This is a genomic window from Enterobacter sp. BNK-34 (genome assembly GCF_048684445.1).
Classification (GTDB): Bacteria; Pseudomonadota; Gammaproteobacteria; order Enterobacterales; family Enterobacteriaceae; genus Enterobacter; species Enterobacter pseudoroggenkampii.
On sequence record NZ_JBLQUA010000001.1, the window covers coordinates 735,441 to 753,128 of the forward strand.

Consider the following 17,688-nt stretch of genomic DNA (forward strand, 5'->3'; position numbering starts at 1 on the left):
GCTGTAACGGGCACTGCTCAGGCAGTGCCCACTCCAGAGTCATGGTTACTGAGGTTTCTTTATGTCCCATCGCCGCTCAGCCGTAAAAGGATCGCTATCCTTTTCTCATCCCGCGGTCCGCGCCTGGCTATTCCAGATTATTGCTATTGTTGCGGTTGTTCTCATCGCCGTGTATCTCATCCATAACACCATTACCAACCTGAATAATCGTGGCATTACCTCCGGTTTCGCGTTTTTAGATCGCAGCGCGGGGTTTGGCATTGTTCAGCACCTTATTGATTACCAGGAAGGTGACACGTATGGACGCGTGTTCGTGGTCGGTTTACTGAATACGCTGTTGGTATCGGCGCTTTGTATCGTCTTCGCGTCGATACTGGGCTTCTTTATTGGTCTGGCACGTCTTTCTGAAAACTGGCTGCTGCGGAAACTGTCGACTGTTTATATCGAGACGTTCCGCAATATCCCCCCGCTCCTGCAGATCTTCTTCTGGTATTTCGCCGTACTGCGTAACCTTCCCGGTCCCCGTCAGGCCGTCGACGCGTTTGAGCTGTTTTTCCTGAGTAACCGTGGGTTGTCCATTCCTTCTCCTCAGACGGGTGAAGGGCTGTACGCTTTCATTGGCGCGATTGTGATGGCGCTTGCTCTTTCTGTTGGCGTATTTCGTTTTAATCGCAAGCACCAGATCAAAACCGGTCAGCTTCGTAGAACCTGGCCAACGGCTGTGGTCCTGATCGTTAGTCTCCCGCTATTGGCACACTGGCTGTTTGGGGCTGCGCTGCACTGGGACATTCCCCATCTGCGTGGCTTTAACTTTCAGGGCGGGATGGTATTAATTCCCGAGCTGGCAGCGCTGACATTGGCGCTGTCGATTTATACGTCCGCGTTTATCGCAGAGATTATCCGTGCCGGGATCCAGGCTGTACCTTACGGACAGCACGAGGCGGCACGCTCGCTGGGATTACCCCATACCGTGACGCTTCGCCAGGTCATCATTCCGCAGGCTTTACGGGTCATCATCCCCCCCCTGACCAGCCAGTATCTCAATATTGTCAAAAACTCGTCGCTGGCCGCTGCCATTGGTTACCCGGATATGGTGTCACTTTTCGCCGGAACCGTGCTTAACCAGACCGGACAAGCCATTGAAACCATCGCCATCACGATGTCTGTCTATCTGATCATCAGCCTGGTGATTTCACTCCTGATGAACCTTTATAACCGTCGTATAGCACTGGTCGAGCGCTAAGGATCTATGATGACAAAAGCGATACTGTCGCACTCCTCGCGCCCTGCCAACTCGACAGGTGGACGTTTCATTCTCTGGGCGCGTAAGAATCTGTTCTCCAGCTGGAGTAACAGCCTGCTGACGATTGTCTGCCTGTGGCTCATGTGGGAATTGATTCCTCCCCTGCTGAACTGGGCGTTTTTACAGGCCAACTGGGTCGGTTCAACCCGAGCAGACTGCACAAAAGCCGGTGCCTGCTGGGTGTTTATCCACGAGCGATTCGGTCAGTTCATGTATGGGTTGTATCCGCATGAACAGCGCTGGCGGATTAATCTGGCGCTGGTTATCGGCCTGCTCTCTGTCGCAGCCATGTTCTGGAAAAAGCTGCCTCATCGCGGACGCTATATTGCCGTCTGGGCAGTGGTTTATCCGATTATTGTCTGGGTACTGTTGTATGGCGGTTTTCTGGGGCTGGAACGCGTAGAAACACGCCAGTGGGGCGGGCTGACGCTGACGTTGATTATCGCTTCAGTGGGGATAGCCGGTGCTCTGCCGTGGGGGATTTTACTTGCCCTGGGGCGGCGTTCAAAAATGCCGATCGTACGCGTGCTCTCCGTTATCTTCATTGAGTTCTGGCGCGGCGTACCGCTTATCACCGTTCTGTTTATGTCGTCGGTCATGCTGCCGCTGTTTATGGCAGAAGGGACCACCATCGACAAGCTGATCCGTGCCCTGGTGGGGGTGATTCTCTTCCAGTCCGCCTATGTCGCTGAAGTTGTGCGCGGAGGTCTGCAGGCGCTGCCTAAAGGCCAGTACGAAGCGGCGGAATCACTGGCTCTCGGTTACTGGAAAACGCAGGGGCTGGTCATTCTTCCACAAGCACTCAAGCTGGTCATCCCAGGTCTGGTCAACACGATCATTGCCCTCTTCAAGGATACCAGCCTGGTGATCATCATTGGATTGTTCGATCTCTTTAGCAGCGTGCAGCAGGCAACCGTTGACCCTGTCTGGCTGGGTATGTCCACCGAGGGATATGTCTTTGCAGCTCTGATCTACTGGATCTTTTGTTTTAGCATGTCGCGCTACAGCCAGCATCTGGAAAAGCGCTTTAACACCGGGCGTACACCGCACTGAGGAAATTATGAGCCAAATAACTATGACACCCGCCGACGCGATGATTACGCTGGAAAACGTGAATAAATGGTACGGACAGTTTCATGTCCTGAAGGACATTAATCTTAAGGTCAAGCAGGGAGAGCGCATTGTCCTGTGCGGCCCTTCCGGATCCGGGAAATCCACAACCATTCGCTGCATTAACCATCTTGAAGAGCATCAGCAAGGACGCATCGTGGTTGACGGTATCGAGCTGAATGAAGATATCCGCAATATTGAACGCGTTCGTCAGGAAGTGGGAATGGTCTTTCAGCACTTTAATCTGTTTCCGCACCTGACCGTTCTGCAGAACTGTACGCTTGCACCGATTTGGGTACGAAAGATGCCGAAAAAGGAAGCGGAGGCATTAGCCATGCACTACCTGGAGCGCGTACGTATCGCAGAGCATGCGAATAAGTTCCCTGGCCAGATATCGGGTGGCCAACAGCAGCGTGTGGCTATCGCCCGTTCTCTGTGTATGAAACCGAAAATTATGCTGTTTGATGAACCGACATCTGCCCTCGATCCTGAAATGGTGAAAGAGGTTCTGGACACCATGATTGGGTTGGCACAATCCGGCATGACCATGCTGTGTGTGACGCATGAGATGGGGTTTGCGCGAACTGTAGCCGACCGGGTGATCTTTATGGACCGTGGGGAGATTGTTGAGCAGGCACCGCCGGATGAGTTCTTTGCCCATCCGAAGTCAGAACGTACGCGAGCATTCCTGTCGCAGGTGATTCATTAGTCGTTAGCTCTGCCGGGTGGCGGCTTCGCCTTACCCGGCCTACCGTTTTTTTCGGCGCATGAACGCAAAAAGGCCATCCTTTCGGATGGCCTTTTCACTTATTTGATGTCTGGCAGTTCCCTACTCTCACATGGGGAGACCCCACACTACCATCGGCGCTACGGCGTTTCACTTCTGAGTTCGGCATGGGGTCAGGTGGGACCACCGCGCTAAAGCCGCCAGACAAATTCTTTTACTTCTTGCCGAACTTTAACCTAAGTATAAAGTGGTGCTGATACCCAGAGTCGAACTGGGGACCTCACCCTTACCAAGGGTGCGCTCTACCAACTGAGCCATATCAGCACGCTAAATTTGATGCCTGGCAGTTCCCTACTCTCACATGGGGAGACCCCACACTACCATCGGCGCTACGGCGTTTCACTTCTGAGTTCGGCATGGGGTCAGGTGGGACCACCGCGCTAAAGCCGCCAGGCAAATTCTGTTAATCTGTATCAGGCTGAAAATCGTCTCTGTCTCTTCGCCGAAACAGCTTCGGCGTTGTAAGGTTAAGCCTCACGGTTCATTAGTATCGGTTAGCTCAACGCATCGCTGCGCTTACACACCCGACCTATCAACGTCGTCGTCTTCAACGTTCCTTCAGGAGACTTAAAGTCTCAGGGAGAACTCATCTCGGGGCAAGTTTCGTGCTTAGATGCTTTCAGCACTTATCTTTTCCGCATTTAGCTACCGGGCAGTGCCATTGGCATGACAACCCGAACACCAGTGATGCGTCCACTCCGGTCCTCTCGTACTAGGAGCAGCCCCCCTCAATTCTCCAGCGCCCACGGCAGATAGGGACCGAACTGTCTCACGACGTTCTAAACCCAGCTCGCGTACCACTTTAAATGGCGAACAGCCATACCCTTGGGACCTACTTCAGCCCCAGGATGTGATGAGCCGACATCGAGGTGCCAAACACCGCCGTCGATATGAACTCTTGGGCGGTATCAGCCTGTTATCCCCGGAGTACCTTTTATCCGTTGAGCGATGGCCCTTCCATTCAGAACCACCGGATCACTATGACCTGCTTTCGCACCTGCTCGAGCCGTCACTCTCGCAGTCAAGCTAGCTTATGCCATTGCACTAACCTCCTGATGTCCGACCAGGATTAGCTAACCTTCGTGCTCCTCCGTTACTCTTTGGGAGGAGACCGCCCCAGTCAAACTACCCACCAGACACTGTCCGCAACCCGGATTACGGGTCTACGTTAGAACACCAGCCATTAAAGGGTGGTATTTCAAGGACGGCTCCACGCAGACTGGCGTCCACGCTTCAAAGCCTCCCACCTATCCTACACATCAAGGACCAGTGTTCAGTGTCAAGCTATAGTAAAGGTTCACGGGGTCTTTCCGTCTTGCCGCGGGTACACTGCATCTTCACAGCGAGTTCAATTTCACTGAGTCTCGGGTGGAGACAGCCTGGCCATCATTACGCCATTCGTGCAGGTCGGAACTTACCCGACAAGGAATTTCGCTACCTTAGGACCGTTATAGTTACGGCCGCCGTTTACCGGGGCTTCGATCAAGAGCTTCGCGTTGCCGCTAACCCCATCAATTAACCTTCCGGCACCGGGCAGGCGTCACACCGTATACGTCCACTTTCGTGTTTGCACAGTGCTGTGTTTTTAATAAACAGTTGCAGCCAGCTGGTATCTTCGACTGATTTCAGCTCCACCCGCAGGGGCTTCACCTACATATCAGCGTGCCTTCTCCCGAAGTTACGGCACCATTTTGCCTAGTTCCTTCACCCGAGTTCTCTCAAGCGCCTTGGTATTCTCTACCTGACCACCTGTGTCGGTTTGGGGTACGATTTGATGTTACCTGATGCTTAGAGGCTTTTCCTGGAAGCAGGGCATTTGTTACTTCAGCACCGTAGTGCCTCGTCATCACACCTCAGCGTTAAAAGGTACCGGATTTACCTGGAACCTCCGCCTACATGCTTAAACCGGGACAACCGTCGCCCGGCTAACATAGCCTTCTCCGTCCCCCCTTCGCAGTAACACCAAGTACAGGAATATTAACCTGTTTCCCATCGACTACGCCTTTCGGCCTCGCCTTAGGGGTCGACTCACCCTGCCCCGATTAACGTTGGACAGGAACCCTTGGTCTTCCGGCGAGCGGGCTTTTCACCCGCTTTATCGTTACTTATGTCAGCATTCGCACTTCTGATACCTCCAGCATGCCTCACAGCACACCTTCAACGGCTTACAGAACGCTCCCCTACCCAACAACACCTAAGTGTCGCTGCCGCAGCTTCGGTGCATGGTTTAGCCCCGTTACATCTTCCGCGCAGGCCGACTCGACCAGTGAGCTATTACGCTTTCTTTAAATGATGGCTGCTTCTAAGCCAACATCCTGGCTGTCTGTGCCTTCCCACATCGTTTCCCACTTAACCATGACTTTGGGACCTTAGCTGGCGGTCTGGGTTGTTTCCCTCTTCACGACGGACGTTAGCACCCGCCGTGTGTCTCCCGTGATAACATTCTTCGGTATTCGTAGTTTGCATCGGGTTGGTAAGCCGGGATGGCCCCCTAGCCGAAACAGTGCTCTACCCCCGAAGATGAATTCACGAGGCGCTACCTAAATAGCTTTCGGGGAGAACCAGCTATCTCCCGGTTTGATTGGCCTTTCACCCCCAGCCACAAGTCATCCGCTAATTTTTCAACATTAGTCGGTTCGGTCCTCCAGTTAGTGTTACCCAACCTTCAACCTGCCCATGGCTAGATCACCGGGTTTCGGGTCTATACCCTGCAACTTAACGCCCAGTTAAGACTCGGTTTCCCTTCGGCTCCCCTATACGGTTAACCTTGCTACAGAATATAAGTCGCTGACCCATTATACAAAAGGTACGCAGTCACACCACGAAGGTGCTCCCACTGCTTGTACGTACACGGTTTCAGGTTCTTTTTCACTCCCCTCGCCGGGGTTCTTTTCGCCTTTCCCTCACGGTACTGGTTCACTATCGGTCAGTCAGGAGTATTTAGCCTTGGAGGATGGTCCCCCCATATTCAGACAGGATACCACGTGTCCCGCCCTACTCTTCGAGTTCACAACCTGTGCATTTTCGTGTACGGGACTATCACCCTGTACCGTGCGACTTTCCAGACGCTTCCACTAACACACAAGCTGATTCAGACTCTGGGCTGCTCCCCGTTCGCTCGCCGCTACTGGGGGAATCTCGGTTGATTTCTTTTCCTCGGGGTACTTAGATGTTTCAGTTCCCCCGGTTCGCCTCGTTAACCTATGTATTCAGTTAACGATAGTGTGTCGAAACACACTGGGTTTCCCCATTCGGACATCGCCGGGTCAAAGGTTCATATCACCTCGCCGGCGCTTTTCGCAGATTAGCACGTCCTTCATCGCCTCTGACTGCCAGGGCATCCACCGTGTACGCTTAGTCGCTTAACCTCACAACCCGAAGATGTTTCACTTCATGATTGCGAAAATTTGAGAGACTCGAACACACCTTAAAGATGTGTCGTTTCAATTTTCAGCTTGATCCAGATTTTTAAAGAGCAAATATCTCAAACGTCACCCGAAGATGAGTTTTGAGATATGACGGCAGGTGACTTTCACTCACGAACCAGCAAGTGGCGTCCCCTAGGGGATTCGAACCCCTGTTACCGCCGTGAAAGGGCGGTGTCCTGGGCCTCTAGACGAAGGGGACACTGAAGTCTCAATCGCAAGACGCCTTGCTATTTACTTTTCATCAGACAATCTGTGTGAGCACTGCAAAGGCAGGTTCTTTAAGGTAAGGAGGTGATCCAACCGCAGGTTCCCCTACGGTTACCTTGTTACGACTTCACCCCAGTCATGAATCACAAAGTGGTAAGCGCCCTCCCGAAGGTTAAGCTACCTACTTCTTTTGCAACCCACTCCCATGGTGTGACGGGCGGTGTGTACAAGGCCCGGGAACGTATTCACCGTAGCATTCTGATCTACGATTACTAGCGATTCCGACTTCATGGAGTCGAGTTGCAGACTCCAATCCGGACTACGACGCACTTTATGAGGTCCGCTTGCTCTCGCGAGGTCGCTTCTCTTTGTATGCGCCATTGTAGCACGTGTGTAGCCCTACTCGTAAGGGCCATGATGACTTGACGTCATCCCCACCTTCCTCCAGTTTATCACTGGCAGTCTCCTTTGAGTTCCCGGCCTAACCGCTGGCAACAAAGGATAAGGGTTGCGCTCGTTGCGGGACTTAACCCAACATTTCACAACACGAGCTGACGACAGCCATGCAGCACCTGTCTCAGAGTTCCCGAAGGCACCAATCCATCTCTGGAAAGTTCTCTGGATGTCAAGAGTAGGTAAGGTTCTTCGCGTTGCATCGAATTAAACCACATGCTCCACCGCTTGTGCGGGCCCCCGTCAATTCATTTGAGTTTTAACCTTGCGGCCGTACTCCCCAGGCGGTCGACTTAACGCGTTAGCTCCGGAAGCCACGCCTCAAGGGCACAACCTCCAAGTCGACATCGTTTACGGCGTGGACTACCAGGGTATCTAATCCTGTTTGCTCCCCACGCTTTCGCACCTGAGCGTCAGTCTTTGTCCAGGGGGCCGCCTTCGCCACCGGTATTCCTCCAGATCTCTACGCATTTCACCGCTACACCTGGAATTCTACCCCCCTCTACAAGACTCTAGCCTGCCAGTTTCGAATGCAGTTCCCAGGTTGAGCCCGGGGATTTCACATCCGACTTGACAGACCGCCTGCGTGCGCTTTACGCCCAGTAATTCCGATTAACGCTTGCACCCTCCGTATTACCGCGGCTGCTGGCACGGAGTTAGCCGGTGCTTCTTCTGCGGGTAACGTCAATTGCTGAGGTTATTAACCTCAACACCTTCCTCCCCGCTGAAAGTACTTTACAACCCGAAGGCCTTCTTCATACACGCGGCATGGCTGCATCAGGCTTGCGCCCATTGTGCAATATTCCCCACTGCTGCCTCCCGTAGGAGTCTGGACCGTGTCTCAGTTCCAGTGTGGCTGGTCATCCTCTCAGACCAGCTAGGGATCGTCGCCTAGGTGAGCCGTTACCCCACCTACTAGCTAATCCCATCTGGGCACATCTGATGGCAAGAGGCCCGAAGGTCCCCCTCTTTGGTCTTGCGACGTTATGCGGTATTAGCTACCGTTTCCAGTAGTTATCCCCCTCCATCAGGCAGTTTCCCAGACATTACTCACCCGTCCGCCGCTCGTCACCCGAGAGCAAGCTCTCTGTGCTACCGCTCGACTTGCATGTGTTAGGCCTGCCGCCAGCGTTCAATCTGAGCCATGATCAAACTCTTCAATTTAAGTTTGATGCTCGTGAATTAAACTTCGTAATGAATTACGCATGTTCACTCAGAGACTTGGTATTCATTTATTGTCCGAAGACATTAAGAATCCATGTCACTTTGAGTGCCCACACAGATTGTCTGATAAATTGTTAAAGAGCAGTGCAACGCGGCTTTCGCTCACCGTTGCGAGGTGGCGTATATTACGCTTTCCTCTTTCAGAGTCAACCCGTTATTTCAGGATTTTTTCTCTTCAACCGACCGGGTTGTTTGTGAAGTGATTCACATCTGCCGTGTCGATGGAGGCGCATTATAGGGATCCCATTTTTTAGCACAAGCATTTTTTAGATCTTTTTTTCCGACTGCTGATTTTCCGCGCTTTTCGCTGAAATCCCGCCCGATCTGCTTAAATATTGACGTATTTTGCCTTGCCTCGATCCATTACTATGATCAAAGTCTTCTGTATAGCGCCCATTGTTAGAGGTAGATATGCCCGCAGTATTACGTCCTTATAAAGGTCTGTTCCCCCAAAAAGGCGATCGCGTGATGATCGATGCCAGCAGCGTGGTGATTGGTGATGTCCGAATGGCCGATGATGTCAGCATCTGGCCGCTCGTCGCCATCAGGGGTGATGTTAACTATGTGTCGATTGGTGCACGTACCAATATTCAGGACGGTTGCGTTCTGCATGTCACGCACAAATCCTCCTATAACCCGGAGGGCAATCCCCTCATCATTGGAGAAGAGGTTACCGTCGGCCATAAAGTGATGCTTCACGGCTGCACAATCGGAAATCGCGTGCTTGTTGGCATGGGGTCGATTTTGCTGGATGGCGTCATAGTAGAAGATGACGTAATGATTGGTGCCGGTAGCCTGGTCCCGCAGAACAAACGCCTGGAGAGCGGCTATCTCTATCTGGGAAGCCCGGTAAAACAGATCCGCCCCCTGAAGGAGGCAGAGATCGAAGGGTTAAAATACTCAGCGAACAACTACGTTACGTGGAAGAATGAGTATCTGGATCAGGACAACCAAACCCAGCCCTGATCGTCTTCCTGCTGTTCGCGGATTAAATCGCTGGCTTCCTCTTCCAGATCCCAGCGATTTTCGCAAAATACCGCTATCGGGTTTGAACCGCCAAAACGACGCAGCAGCGTTTCCCCATGAATGGCACAGGTAAGTTGCATACCCTGCACCAGCACCGGAAAACAAACCGCTTGTTTACTCTCATCCCAGCTCTCTCTGTCCGGGAAATGAATAGCCTGGTTCACGCCGAAAGTTCCTGCTTTAACTTTTCAATGACAGGTTCGACCGCAGGCAACACGCCGTGCCAGAGCAGCACCGCATGCGCAGCCTGACCTACCAGCATTCCCAGTCCATCGGCTAACTGTTTCGCGCCGTGTTGTTCACACCAGTTAAGGAAAGGCGTCTTCCCTTTCTGATAAAACATGTCATAGAAGTACATATGCGCGCTGACCAGAGAAGCGGGGATTGCCGGGATCTCACCGTTGATGCCGCTGGACGTGGCATTAATGACAAGATCGAACTCACGATCGGCAAGATCGTCAAGCGCTACTGCGCTCACGCTACCGGTATGCGCAAACAACGCCGCCAGCGCTTCTGCACGGGAAAAGGTTCTGTTGGTAATGGTCACCGCACAGTCCAGTGAAAGCAGAGGCAACAGTACTCCCCGCGATGCGCCGCCCGCACCAATCAGCAGGACCCGGAACCCGGGCTTAATAAATGAAAGTCGTTCCAGATCGCTAAGTAAACCAATTCCGTCGGTGTTATCCCCCAAAAGGCGACCATCCTCAAGCCGTTTTAGAGTATTGACTGCACCAGCCAGTGAAGCGCGCTCGGTCAGCTCATCCGCACGTTCGAAGGCTTCTTCTTTAAACGGGACCGTCACATTCGCACCTTTACCGCCCGCGGCGAAAAAAGCCTCCAGCGTTGGAATAAATGCATCCACCGGTGCCAGTACGCGACCATAGGGATGATTTATCTGCAGCTGCTTCGCAAATTGCTGATGAATCAACGGTGATTTGCTGTGTGCAATCGGATTACCAAAAACAGCATAGGTTTCCATGAGATTACCCCTGGCGAAAACGTTCGCCGGTTAAAGCGTCGCGAATTTCAGACGGATTCAGACGCCCTCCCGTTTCACCGACAGCAACAGGGAAGTCATTCCCGAACTGCGCCAGCACTTCTTCGGTTGTCCGACAAGGTGGCAATCCGGTCAGGTTAGCGCTGGTTGAGACCAGCGGTTTACCAAACGCCAGACAAAGCTCGACCACCAGCGGATGGTCAGTGACGCGTACGGCGAGGGAATCAAAGCGTCCGGTTAACCAGCGCGGCGTTGTCGGCTGCGCAGGGAAGACGAAGGTCACCGGTCCAGGCCACGCGGAGAAGATCGTCTCGCGCTGCGCCGGCGTCAGCATAGAATCATCGATGTAGGGCTTAAGCTGCTCGTAATTTGCAGCGATCAAAATCAGCCCTTTCTCGACGGGTCTTTGTTTTAAGGCAAGCAGACGGCTCACAGCCGTCTCGCTGTCAGGATCGCAACCGACCCCAAAAACAGCTTCAGTTGGATAGGCGATGACTTCTTCATTTTTCAGAACATCCAGTGCATGCGCAATGGAGCCTGATGGCAGGTTATTATTCACTATTTTGATCCGCCGTAACCGGCTTTCCACATTGTTTACTGGCGCAGAAGCGTTTCATGCCTTGCGCGGTTTTCTTCTCTATCAGTAGCGGATAATTGCAATGAGGGCAGATTCCCGCTACCGGCTTAAAATTGATAACGAACTGGCAGTCAGGGTAGCGATCGCACGAATGAAAGGTCTTACCATAACGGGAACGGCGCTGTACCAGCTGACCGCGCTGACACTGAGGGCAGGCAATTGCCGTTTCATCAGGCTTATCAATTTGTTCCGTATGCTCGCATTCCGGGTAGCGACTACATCCAATAAACATGCCGAAACGCCCCTGCCGAAGGGCTAATTCACCACCGCAGAGTGGACAAGACTGCCCCTCCAGAATTTTAACGATATGTCCATCCGCCTGGCTTTTCAGGGGACGGACATAATCACATTCCGGATAGTGTGAACAACCGAGAAACGGGCCGTGTTTCCCGGACCGAATAACAAGTTCAGCCCCGCACTGCGGGCAGGGCTCGTTTTTATGCACCGTGAATAGTGCTGATTTGGCCATAACAACTCTTGGTGCTGCACATTGAATTAGTGCAGCATACCTTCATTCACTTCAAAGAGTAATTCTTCCATTTGCTGATAGGCATTTTCACAGCCCGGGATATTAAACAGAACCATCAGGATCACCCACTTGAGATCTTCCAGTTCAAATTCTGCTGTATCCAGCGCCATGACGCGCTCTATCACCATTTCTCTCGTTTCGAGGTTTAGCACCTGAATCTGCTCAAGGAATAAAATGAACCCCCGGCAGCTGGCGTCCAGCCTTTCACACTCTTCTGCGGTATAAATGCGTACTGACAATGGGTCAGAAGCAAGCTGCATCGGTTCGGCGAGGCCTTCCTGATAATCAGCCAGTTTTTCCAGCCACATCAACGCATTATAGATATCTTCCCGCTCAAACCCCGCATCGGTAAGATCCTGTGTCAATTTGTCCTGATCCACTCGCATTTCTGCTTCGTTATGGATGTAAGTCTCAAACAAATACATCAGTACGTCGAACATGGCATGCCCTCCTTAATCGGACATAGCCGCCGGGTACAGCTGCGATCCACCCTGCTAACTCCAGTTCGAGTAGCTGTGCTACCGTTACTGGCACAGGTTGGCCGGCACGTTCAGCGACAACGTCAACAGGTGTTACCTCATCTCCTACGTTAGCCAGGAGCTTGGGAAATGGCAATGCCACCTTTCCCTGATCTGATGAATATTGTCGCTTTTCGGGATCTTCCTGCAGCCATTGCAGCCCATATTGCAAATTTTCAAGAATATCCCCTACTTCCGTTACCGGTGTTGCCCCTTGCTTAATCAGCCAGTGGGGCCCCTCGCATCCGGGGTTGCCTATCGGACCAGGCAAGGCGAAGACTTCTCGTCCCTGTTCCAGCGCGCATCGCGCCGTGACCAGTGAACCGCTTCGCAGCGCGGCTTCAACCACCAGCACACCTTTGCTAAGCCCGCTGATAATGCGATTACGACGCGGAAAGTTTGCCGGTCTGGGCTGTGCGGAAAGCGGAAATTCAGACACTATCGCGCCGTCAGACTCAATAAGCCGCATCGCCAATGCCTGATGTCGGCGTGGATAAATGCTAAAAAGACCATTCCCCAGCACCGCGACAGTTCGTCCTTTAAGTGACAGCGCCGCGCCGTGGGCAACGCCATCAATACCACAGGCCAGCCCGCTGGTAATCGTGAAACCACTTTGTGAAAGTTGTTCGCACAGGATTTTCCCCCATCGCTCGCCGTACCATGACGGCGCACGACTGCCTACCACCGCCAGCTGAACAGTTTTAAGCGTCTCAGGGTTACCTTTTATGAATAATGCCCCGGGATAGTCAGGGATCGTGCGGAGTAGAGGGGGATAAAGGGAATGATTGGCCGTTAATAAATGATGTCCCGGCTGCTCAAGCCATTTCAGGCTACGTTCCAGCTCACTCTCATTGAACGCAAAGAATCGTTCAGCCTGCTTTGCTGTCAGTCCAGCATTTCTTAAAGCAAGCGTGTCGATGCCTTCCTGCCTCTGCAGTCGTGCAGCCGCTTCCACCATGACATCACCACACAGAGAACCTGTGTGCATAAGCCGTAGCCATATCTCGATTGACGTCATCCTTTCCCCTGCCATAAGCGCTCTCCGCAATCATTGCGATTGGTCACTGATGCTGTCAATCGATGGGGGATTTGTCTAGAATAGAGGTAGTATTCTTATCAACTCCTGAACACGACTCTGGAAATTTATGGCAGTTTTGCAAGTGTTACATATTCCGGACGAGCGCCTTCGCATCGTCGCTGAACCGGTCAAAGAAGTGAATGCAGAAATCCAGCGTATCGTTGATGATATGTTCGATACCATGTACGCCGAAGAAGGCATTGGCCTGGCGGCGACGCAGGTAGACATTCACAAGCGTATTATCGTGATTGATGTTTCTGAAAATCGCGATGGCCGCCTGGTGCTGATCAACCCTGAGTTGCTCGAAAAGAGTGGCGAAACCGGTATTGAGGAAGGCTGTCTGTCTATTCCTGAACAGCGTGCGTTAGTGCCGCGTGCTGAAAAAGTGAAAATTCGCGCCCTGGATCGTGACGGTAATCCGTTCGAACTGGAAGCAGACGACCTGCTGGCGATTTGTATTCAGCATGAGATGGATCACCTGGTCGGTAAACTGTTTATCGATTACCTCTCGCCGCTGAAACAGCAGCGTATTCGTCAGAAAGTAGAGAAACTGGATCGTTTGCGTTCTCGCGCATAACGTCCCCCCGGATACAAGGATCATCGTGTCTAAAACACTACGTATTATCTTCGCGGGAACCCCTGATTTTGCAGCGCGTCATCTTGACGCGCTGCTATCGTCTGGTCACCAGGTTGTTGGCGTCTTTACCCAGCCGGACCGTCCTGCTGGTCGCGGCAAAAAACTGATGCCGAGCCCGGTCAAGGTGCTGGCAGAAGAGCATGGGCTTCCTGTTTTTCAGCCCGCATCGCTGCGCCCGCAGGAAAATCAGCAGCTGGTTGCTGACCTGAATGCCGACGTAATGGTGGTGGTGGCTTACGGTTTAATTCTGCCAAAAGCCGTGCTTGATATGCCGCGCTTGGGTTGTATCAACGTGCATGGGTCTCTGCTCCCACGCTGGCGTGGTGCAGCACCTATCCAGCGCGCGCTGTGGGCGGGTGATGCCGAAACGGGCGTGACCATCATGAAGATGGACGTAGGTTTAGACACCGGCGACATGCTGTATAAACTGGCCTGCCCCATTACGCCAGACGATACCAGCGCCACGCTGTATGACAAACTGGCAGACCTTGGCCCACAAGGTCTTATCGAGACGCTTCAGCAGCTTGCTGACAATACGGCAAAACCGGAAGTTCAGGATGACGCGCTGGTAACCTACGCCGAAAAGCTGAGCAAAGAAGAAGCACGGATCGACTGGTCCCTGTCGGCCGCTCAACTTGAACGCTGCATCCGCGCTTTTAATCCGTGGCCAATGAGCTGGATGGAGATTGATGAGCAGCCAGTGAAAGTCTGGAAAGCCTCCGTCATTAGCGGTACTACCGCGGCTGAACCCGGTACGATTGTTGACGCCAACAAGAACGGGATCCAGGTGGCGACTGCGCAAGGGATCCTGAATCTTGAATCGCTACAACCGGCCGGTAAGAAGGCCATGAGCGCTCAGGATCTGTTAAATTCTCGTCGCGAATGGTTTATTCCGGGCAATCGTCTTGCCTGAGCAAATTTATTCTTAAGGCCCGGTGTTTCCGGGCATTTTTATTTTTACGGTTATGAAAAAACAAAATCTACGCAGTATGGCGGCTCAGGCCGTTGAGCAGGTTATCGAGCAGGGCCAGTCATTAAGTAACGTCCTGCCTCCCCTACAGCAAAAAGTCTCTGATAAAGACAAAGCCCTGCTTCAGGAGCTCTGCTTTGGCGTTCTGCGCACGCTTTCTCAGCTTGAGTGGTTGATTAACAAGCTGATGTCACGCCCAATGACAGGCAAGCAGCGCACCGTACACTATTTGATTATGGTGGGTTTTTATCAGCTTCTTCATACCCGCATCCCACCTCATGCCGCGCTGGCTGAGACGGTGGAAGGTGCCGTTGCGATTAAACGCCCTCAGCTGAAAGGGCTGATCAACGGTGTACTGCGTCAGTTCCAACGACAGCAGGATGAGCTTCTGGCTGAATTTGCCCAAAACGAAGCACGCTTCCTGCATCCGGACTGGCTGTTGAAGCGGCTGAAAAAAGCTTATCCGCAGCGGTGGCAGGACATTGCCGATGCCAACAACCAGCGTCCGCCAATGTGGTTACGCGTGAATCGTAATCACCACACCCGTGACGCATGGCTGGCATTACTCGAAGAAGCTGGAATGAGTGGTTTCACTCACGCTGCATACCCTGATGCCGTACGTTTAGCCTCCCCCGCTCCGGTACATGCATTACCGGGTTTCGAAGAGGGTTGGGTAACGGTACAGGATGCTTCTGCCCAGGGTTGCATGACCTGGCTTGAACCCCAGAACGGTGAGCAGATCCTCGATCTCTGCGCCGCACCAGGGGGCAAAACGACGCATATTCTTGAAGTGGCTCCGCAGGCCAGCGTGATGGCGGTGGACGTCGATGAACAGCGTCTTTCACGCGTCTACGACAACCTCAAGCGTCTGGGCATGAAGGCGCAGGTTAAGCAAGGCGATGGACGCAAACCCGCAGAATGGTGTGGTGAAACGCAATTCGATCGCATTTTGCTGGATGCTCCCTGCTCTGCAACCGGCGTTATTCGTCGTCATCCGGACATCAAGTGGCTGCGTCGCGATCGTGATATTAACGAACTTGCCCAGCTGCAGTCCGACATTCTCGACGCCATCTGGCCGCATCTCAAACCTGGCGGAACGCTGGTCTATGCAACCTGCTCCGTACTGCCGGAAGAAAACAGCCAGCAAATCGCGGCCTTCCTTAAACGTACCCCGGACGCCGCGCTGCGCGATACGGGAACGCCTGAATCCCCGGGTCTGCAGAACCTGCCGGGTGCCGAAGAGGGTGATGGCTTCTTTTACGCTAAGCTAATCAAAGAGTGATGTTGAGAACAGGTCACGAGATATGAAGATTATCATTCTGGGTGCAGGACAGGTTGGCGGTACGCTGGCGGAAAACCTGGTGGGCGAAAACAACGACATCACCATAGTCGATACCAACGGCGATCGTCTGCGTGTCTTACAGGACAAGTTTGACCTGCGCGTGGTGCAGGGTCATGGTTCTCACCCACGGGTTCTTCGTGAGGCAGGTGCCGACGATGCCGACATGCTGGTTGCGGTAACCAGTTCTGACGAAACCAATATGGTGGCCTGTCAGGTGGCCTACTCGCTTTTCAACACGCCAAACCGAATCGCGCGCATTCGCTCTCCGGACTATGTTCGCGATGCTGAGAAACTGTTTAATTCCGAAGCGGTCCCTATTGATCATCTCATCGCACCGGAACAGCTGGTTATCGACAATATCTATCGCCTGATCGAATATCCGGGCGCCCTGCAGGTGGTGAACTTTGCCGAGGGTAAAGTGAGTCTGGCAGTGGTTAAGGCCTATTACGGTGGACCATTGATCGGCAATGCGCTTTCTACCATGCGCGAGCACATGCCGCATATCGATACGCGCGTCGCAGCCATTTTCCGTCACGACAGGCCAATCCGCCCGCAAGGCTCCACGATTGTCGAAGCAGGTGATGAGGTCTTCTTTATTGCGGCCTCACAGCATATTCGTGCCGTAATGAGTGAACTTCAGCGTCTCGAAAAACCCTATAAACGCATTATGCTGGTCGGCGGCGGCAATATCGGTGCAGGCCTGGCACATCGGTTAGAAAAAGATTACAGCGTAAAATTGATCGAGCGCGATCAGCAGCGTGCTGCTGAACTGGCGGAAAAACTGCAAAATACGATCGTATTTTATGGCGATGCGTCTGATCAGGAGCTGCTGGCTGAAGAGCATATTGATCAAGTTGATCTTTTTATTGCCGTCACCAACGACGACGAGGCGAATATAATGTCCGCCATGCTCGCCAAGCGTATGGGTGCAAAGAAGGTCATGGTGCTTATCCAGCGCAAGGCGTATGTCGATCTGGTCCAGGGTAGCGTTATTGATATTGCCATTTCGCCGCAGCAGGCGACAATTTCCGCGCTCCTGAGCCATGTTCGTAAAGCGGATATTGTCGGTGTGTCATCGCTCCGCCGCGGCGTAGCGGAAGCCATTGAAGCCGTGGCGCATGGAGATGAAACCACATCACGCGTCGTGGGCCGGTCGATCGACGAAATTAAGCTGCCGCCAGGCACGATCATCGGCGCCGTTGTGCGCGGAAATGACGTCATGATTGCCAATGACAATTTACGTATTGAGCAAGGCGATCACGTTATTATGTTCCTTACGGATAAAAAGTTTATTACTGACGTCGAACGTTTATTCCAGCCAAGTCCATTCTTCCTTTAAAGAGTAGGGTGCTCTAGAAAGAGCACCCGCACTTTATCCTTTTCATTTCTGTGCCTTTTATTTTTCATAACGTTTAATTATCCCGAATGGCAATTGGCTAATC

Annotated in this window: 14 protein-coding genes, 2 tRNA genes and 4 rRNA genes; 8 read left to right on the top strand and 12 right to left on the bottom strand. The window is 52.7% G+C overall.

The features are described from left to right. Nucleotides 1–61: 61 nt before the first annotated feature. Genes ACMGG5_RS03735 through ACMGG5_RS03745 form a run of 3 tightly spaced genes read left to right on the top strand, consistent with a single transcriptional unit; the run spans nucleotide 62 to nucleotide 3,122 of the window. Entirely contained in the window at nucleotides 62–1,243 is a 1,182-nt protein-coding gene (locus tag ACMGG5_RS03735; protein ID WP_090418923.1) for an amino acid ABC transporter permease, read from the top strand. Between the two features lie 9 nt (nucleotides 1,244–1,252). Further along, nucleotides 1,253–2,356: an amino acid ABC transporter permease gene (locus ACMGG5_RS03740; RefSeq protein ID WP_032650459.1), complete on the top strand. Its 1,104-nt coding sequence runs from the start codon at nucleotides 1,253–1,255 to the stop codon at nucleotides 2,354–2,356. A gap of 7 nt (nucleotides 2,357–2,363) precedes the next feature. After that, nucleotides 2,364–3,122, top strand: coding sequence for an amino acid ABC transporter ATP-binding protein (locus ACMGG5_RS03745; protein WP_014171880.1), 759 nt, complete (start codon nucleotides 2,364–2,366; stop codon nucleotides 3,120–3,122). 107 nt (nucleotides 3,123–3,229) lie between these two features. Here ACMGG5_RS03745 and rrf (ACMGG5_RS03750) read toward each other — a convergent pair. The 6 genes from rrf (ACMGG5_RS03750) to ACMGG5_RS03775 form a co-directional block, all read right to left on the bottom strand. Beyond that, a 5S ribosomal RNA gene (gene rrf / locus ACMGG5_RS03750) occupies nucleotides 3,230–3,345 on the bottom strand. Nucleotides 3,346–3,388: 43 nt separating this feature from the next. After that, nucleotides 3,389–3,464, bottom strand: a tRNA-Thr gene (locus ACMGG5_RS03755). 14 nt (nucleotides 3,465–3,478) lie between these two features. Then, nucleotides 3,479–3,594, bottom strand: a 5S ribosomal RNA gene (gene rrf, locus ACMGG5_RS03760). A 69-nt stretch (nucleotides 3,595–3,663) separates the two neighbouring features. Beyond that, nucleotides 3,664–6,568, bottom strand: a 23S ribosomal RNA gene (locus ACMGG5_RS03765). Nucleotides 6,569–6,751: 183 nt separating this feature from the next. Beyond that, nucleotides 6,752–6,827 (bottom strand) — tRNA-Glu (locus ACMGG5_RS03770). Between the two features lie 85 nt (nucleotides 6,828–6,912). Beyond that, nucleotides 6,913–8,452 (bottom strand): 16S ribosomal RNA (locus ACMGG5_RS03775). The 16S, 23S and 5S rRNA genes sit together here with 2 tRNA genes alongside, the layout of an rRNA operon. Before the next feature lie 471 nt (nucleotides 8,453–8,923). Between ACMGG5_RS03775 and ACMGG5_RS03780 the strand changes: the two genes are divergently transcribed. Beyond that, nucleotides 8,924–9,478, top strand: a complete 555-nt coding sequence (locus tag ACMGG5_RS03780; protein WP_048989714.1) for a gamma carbonic anhydrase family protein — start codon at nucleotides 8,924–8,926, stop codon at nucleotides 9,476–9,478. Here the strand turns inward: ACMGG5_RS03780 and ACMGG5_RS03785 are convergent. Genes ACMGG5_RS03785 through dprA form a run of 6 tightly spaced genes read right to left on the bottom strand, consistent with a single transcriptional unit; the run spans nucleotide 9,454 to nucleotide 13,237 of the window. Further along, nucleotides 9,454–9,702 carry a DUF1488 domain-containing protein gene (locus tag ACMGG5_RS03785; protein ID WP_023309442.1) on the bottom strand — a complete coding sequence of 83 codons (249 nt, stop codon included), beginning with the start codon at nucleotides 9,700–9,702 and terminating at the stop codon, nucleotides 9,454–9,456. The two genes, ACMGG5_RS03780 and ACMGG5_RS03785, sit on opposite strands and share 25 nt — an antisense overlap. Further along, on the bottom strand, nucleotides 9,699–10,517 hold the full coding sequence (gene aroE / locus ACMGG5_RS03790) for a shikimate dehydrogenase (RefSeq protein ID WP_023309443.1): 819 nt from the start codon (nucleotides 10,515–10,517) through the stop codon (nucleotides 9,699–9,701). The genes ACMGG5_RS03785 and aroE overlap by 4 nt, the downstream gene beginning before the upstream one ends. Nucleotides 10,518–10,521: 4 nt before the next feature. Beyond that, complete coding sequence (gene tsaC, locus ACMGG5_RS03795) at nucleotides 10,522–11,094, bottom strand: L-threonylcarbamoyladenylate synthase type 1 TsaC (RefSeq protein WP_370884622.1); 573 nt, start codon at nucleotides 11,092–11,094, stop codon at nucleotides 10,522–10,524. Continuing rightward, entirely contained in the window at nucleotides 11,087–11,641 is a 555-nt protein-coding gene (locus ACMGG5_RS03800) for a type I DNA topoisomerase (RefSeq protein ID WP_407859140.1), read from the bottom strand. Before ACMGG5_RS03800 ends, tsaC begins: the two co-directional genes overlap by 8 nt. Nucleotides 11,642–11,667: 26 nt before the next feature. Then, entirely contained in the window at nucleotides 11,668–12,141 is a 474-nt protein-coding gene (smg, locus tag ACMGG5_RS03805; protein WP_008503477.1) for a DUF494 family protein Smg, read from the bottom strand. Continuing rightward, nucleotides 12,113–13,237 carry a DNA-protecting protein DprA gene (dprA, locus tag ACMGG5_RS03810; RefSeq protein ID WP_417928052.1) on the bottom strand — a complete coding sequence of 375 codons (1,125 nt, stop codon included), beginning with the start codon at nucleotides 13,235–13,237 and terminating at the stop codon, nucleotides 12,113–12,115. Before dprA ends, smg begins: the two co-directional genes overlap by 29 nt. A gap of 127 nt (nucleotides 13,238–13,364) precedes the next feature. Here dprA and def point away from each other — a divergent pair, with 127 nt between their 5' ends. From def to trkA, 4 genes are read left to right on the top strand one after another with little or no spacing between them, the layout of a single operon-like run. Next, nucleotides 13,365–13,874, top strand: coding sequence for a peptide deformylase (gene def / locus ACMGG5_RS03815; RefSeq protein ID WP_008503479.1), 510 nt, complete (start codon nucleotides 13,365–13,367; stop codon nucleotides 13,872–13,874). A gap of 25 nt (nucleotides 13,875–13,899) precedes the next feature. After that, a complete protein-coding gene (gene fmt / locus ACMGG5_RS03820) occupies nucleotides 13,900–14,847 on the top strand; it encodes a methionyl-tRNA formyltransferase (RefSeq protein WP_420277533.1) in 948 nt (315 codons plus the stop codon). Nucleotides 14,848–14,899: 52 nt separating this feature from the next. Next, nucleotides 14,900–16,186 carry a 16S rRNA (cytosine(967)-C(5))-methyltransferase RsmB gene (gene rsmB / locus ACMGG5_RS03825; protein WP_024909660.1) on the top strand — a complete coding sequence of 429 codons (1,287 nt, stop codon included), beginning with the start codon at nucleotides 14,900–14,902 and terminating at the stop codon, nucleotides 16,184–16,186. Nucleotides 16,187–16,208: 22 nt separating this feature from the next. Then, nucleotides 16,209–17,585, top strand: coding sequence for a Trk system potassium transporter TrkA (trkA, locus tag ACMGG5_RS03830; protein WP_008503482.1), 1,377 nt, complete (start codon nucleotides 16,209–16,211; stop codon nucleotides 17,583–17,585). Nucleotides 17,586–17,688: the final 103 nt, after the last annotated feature.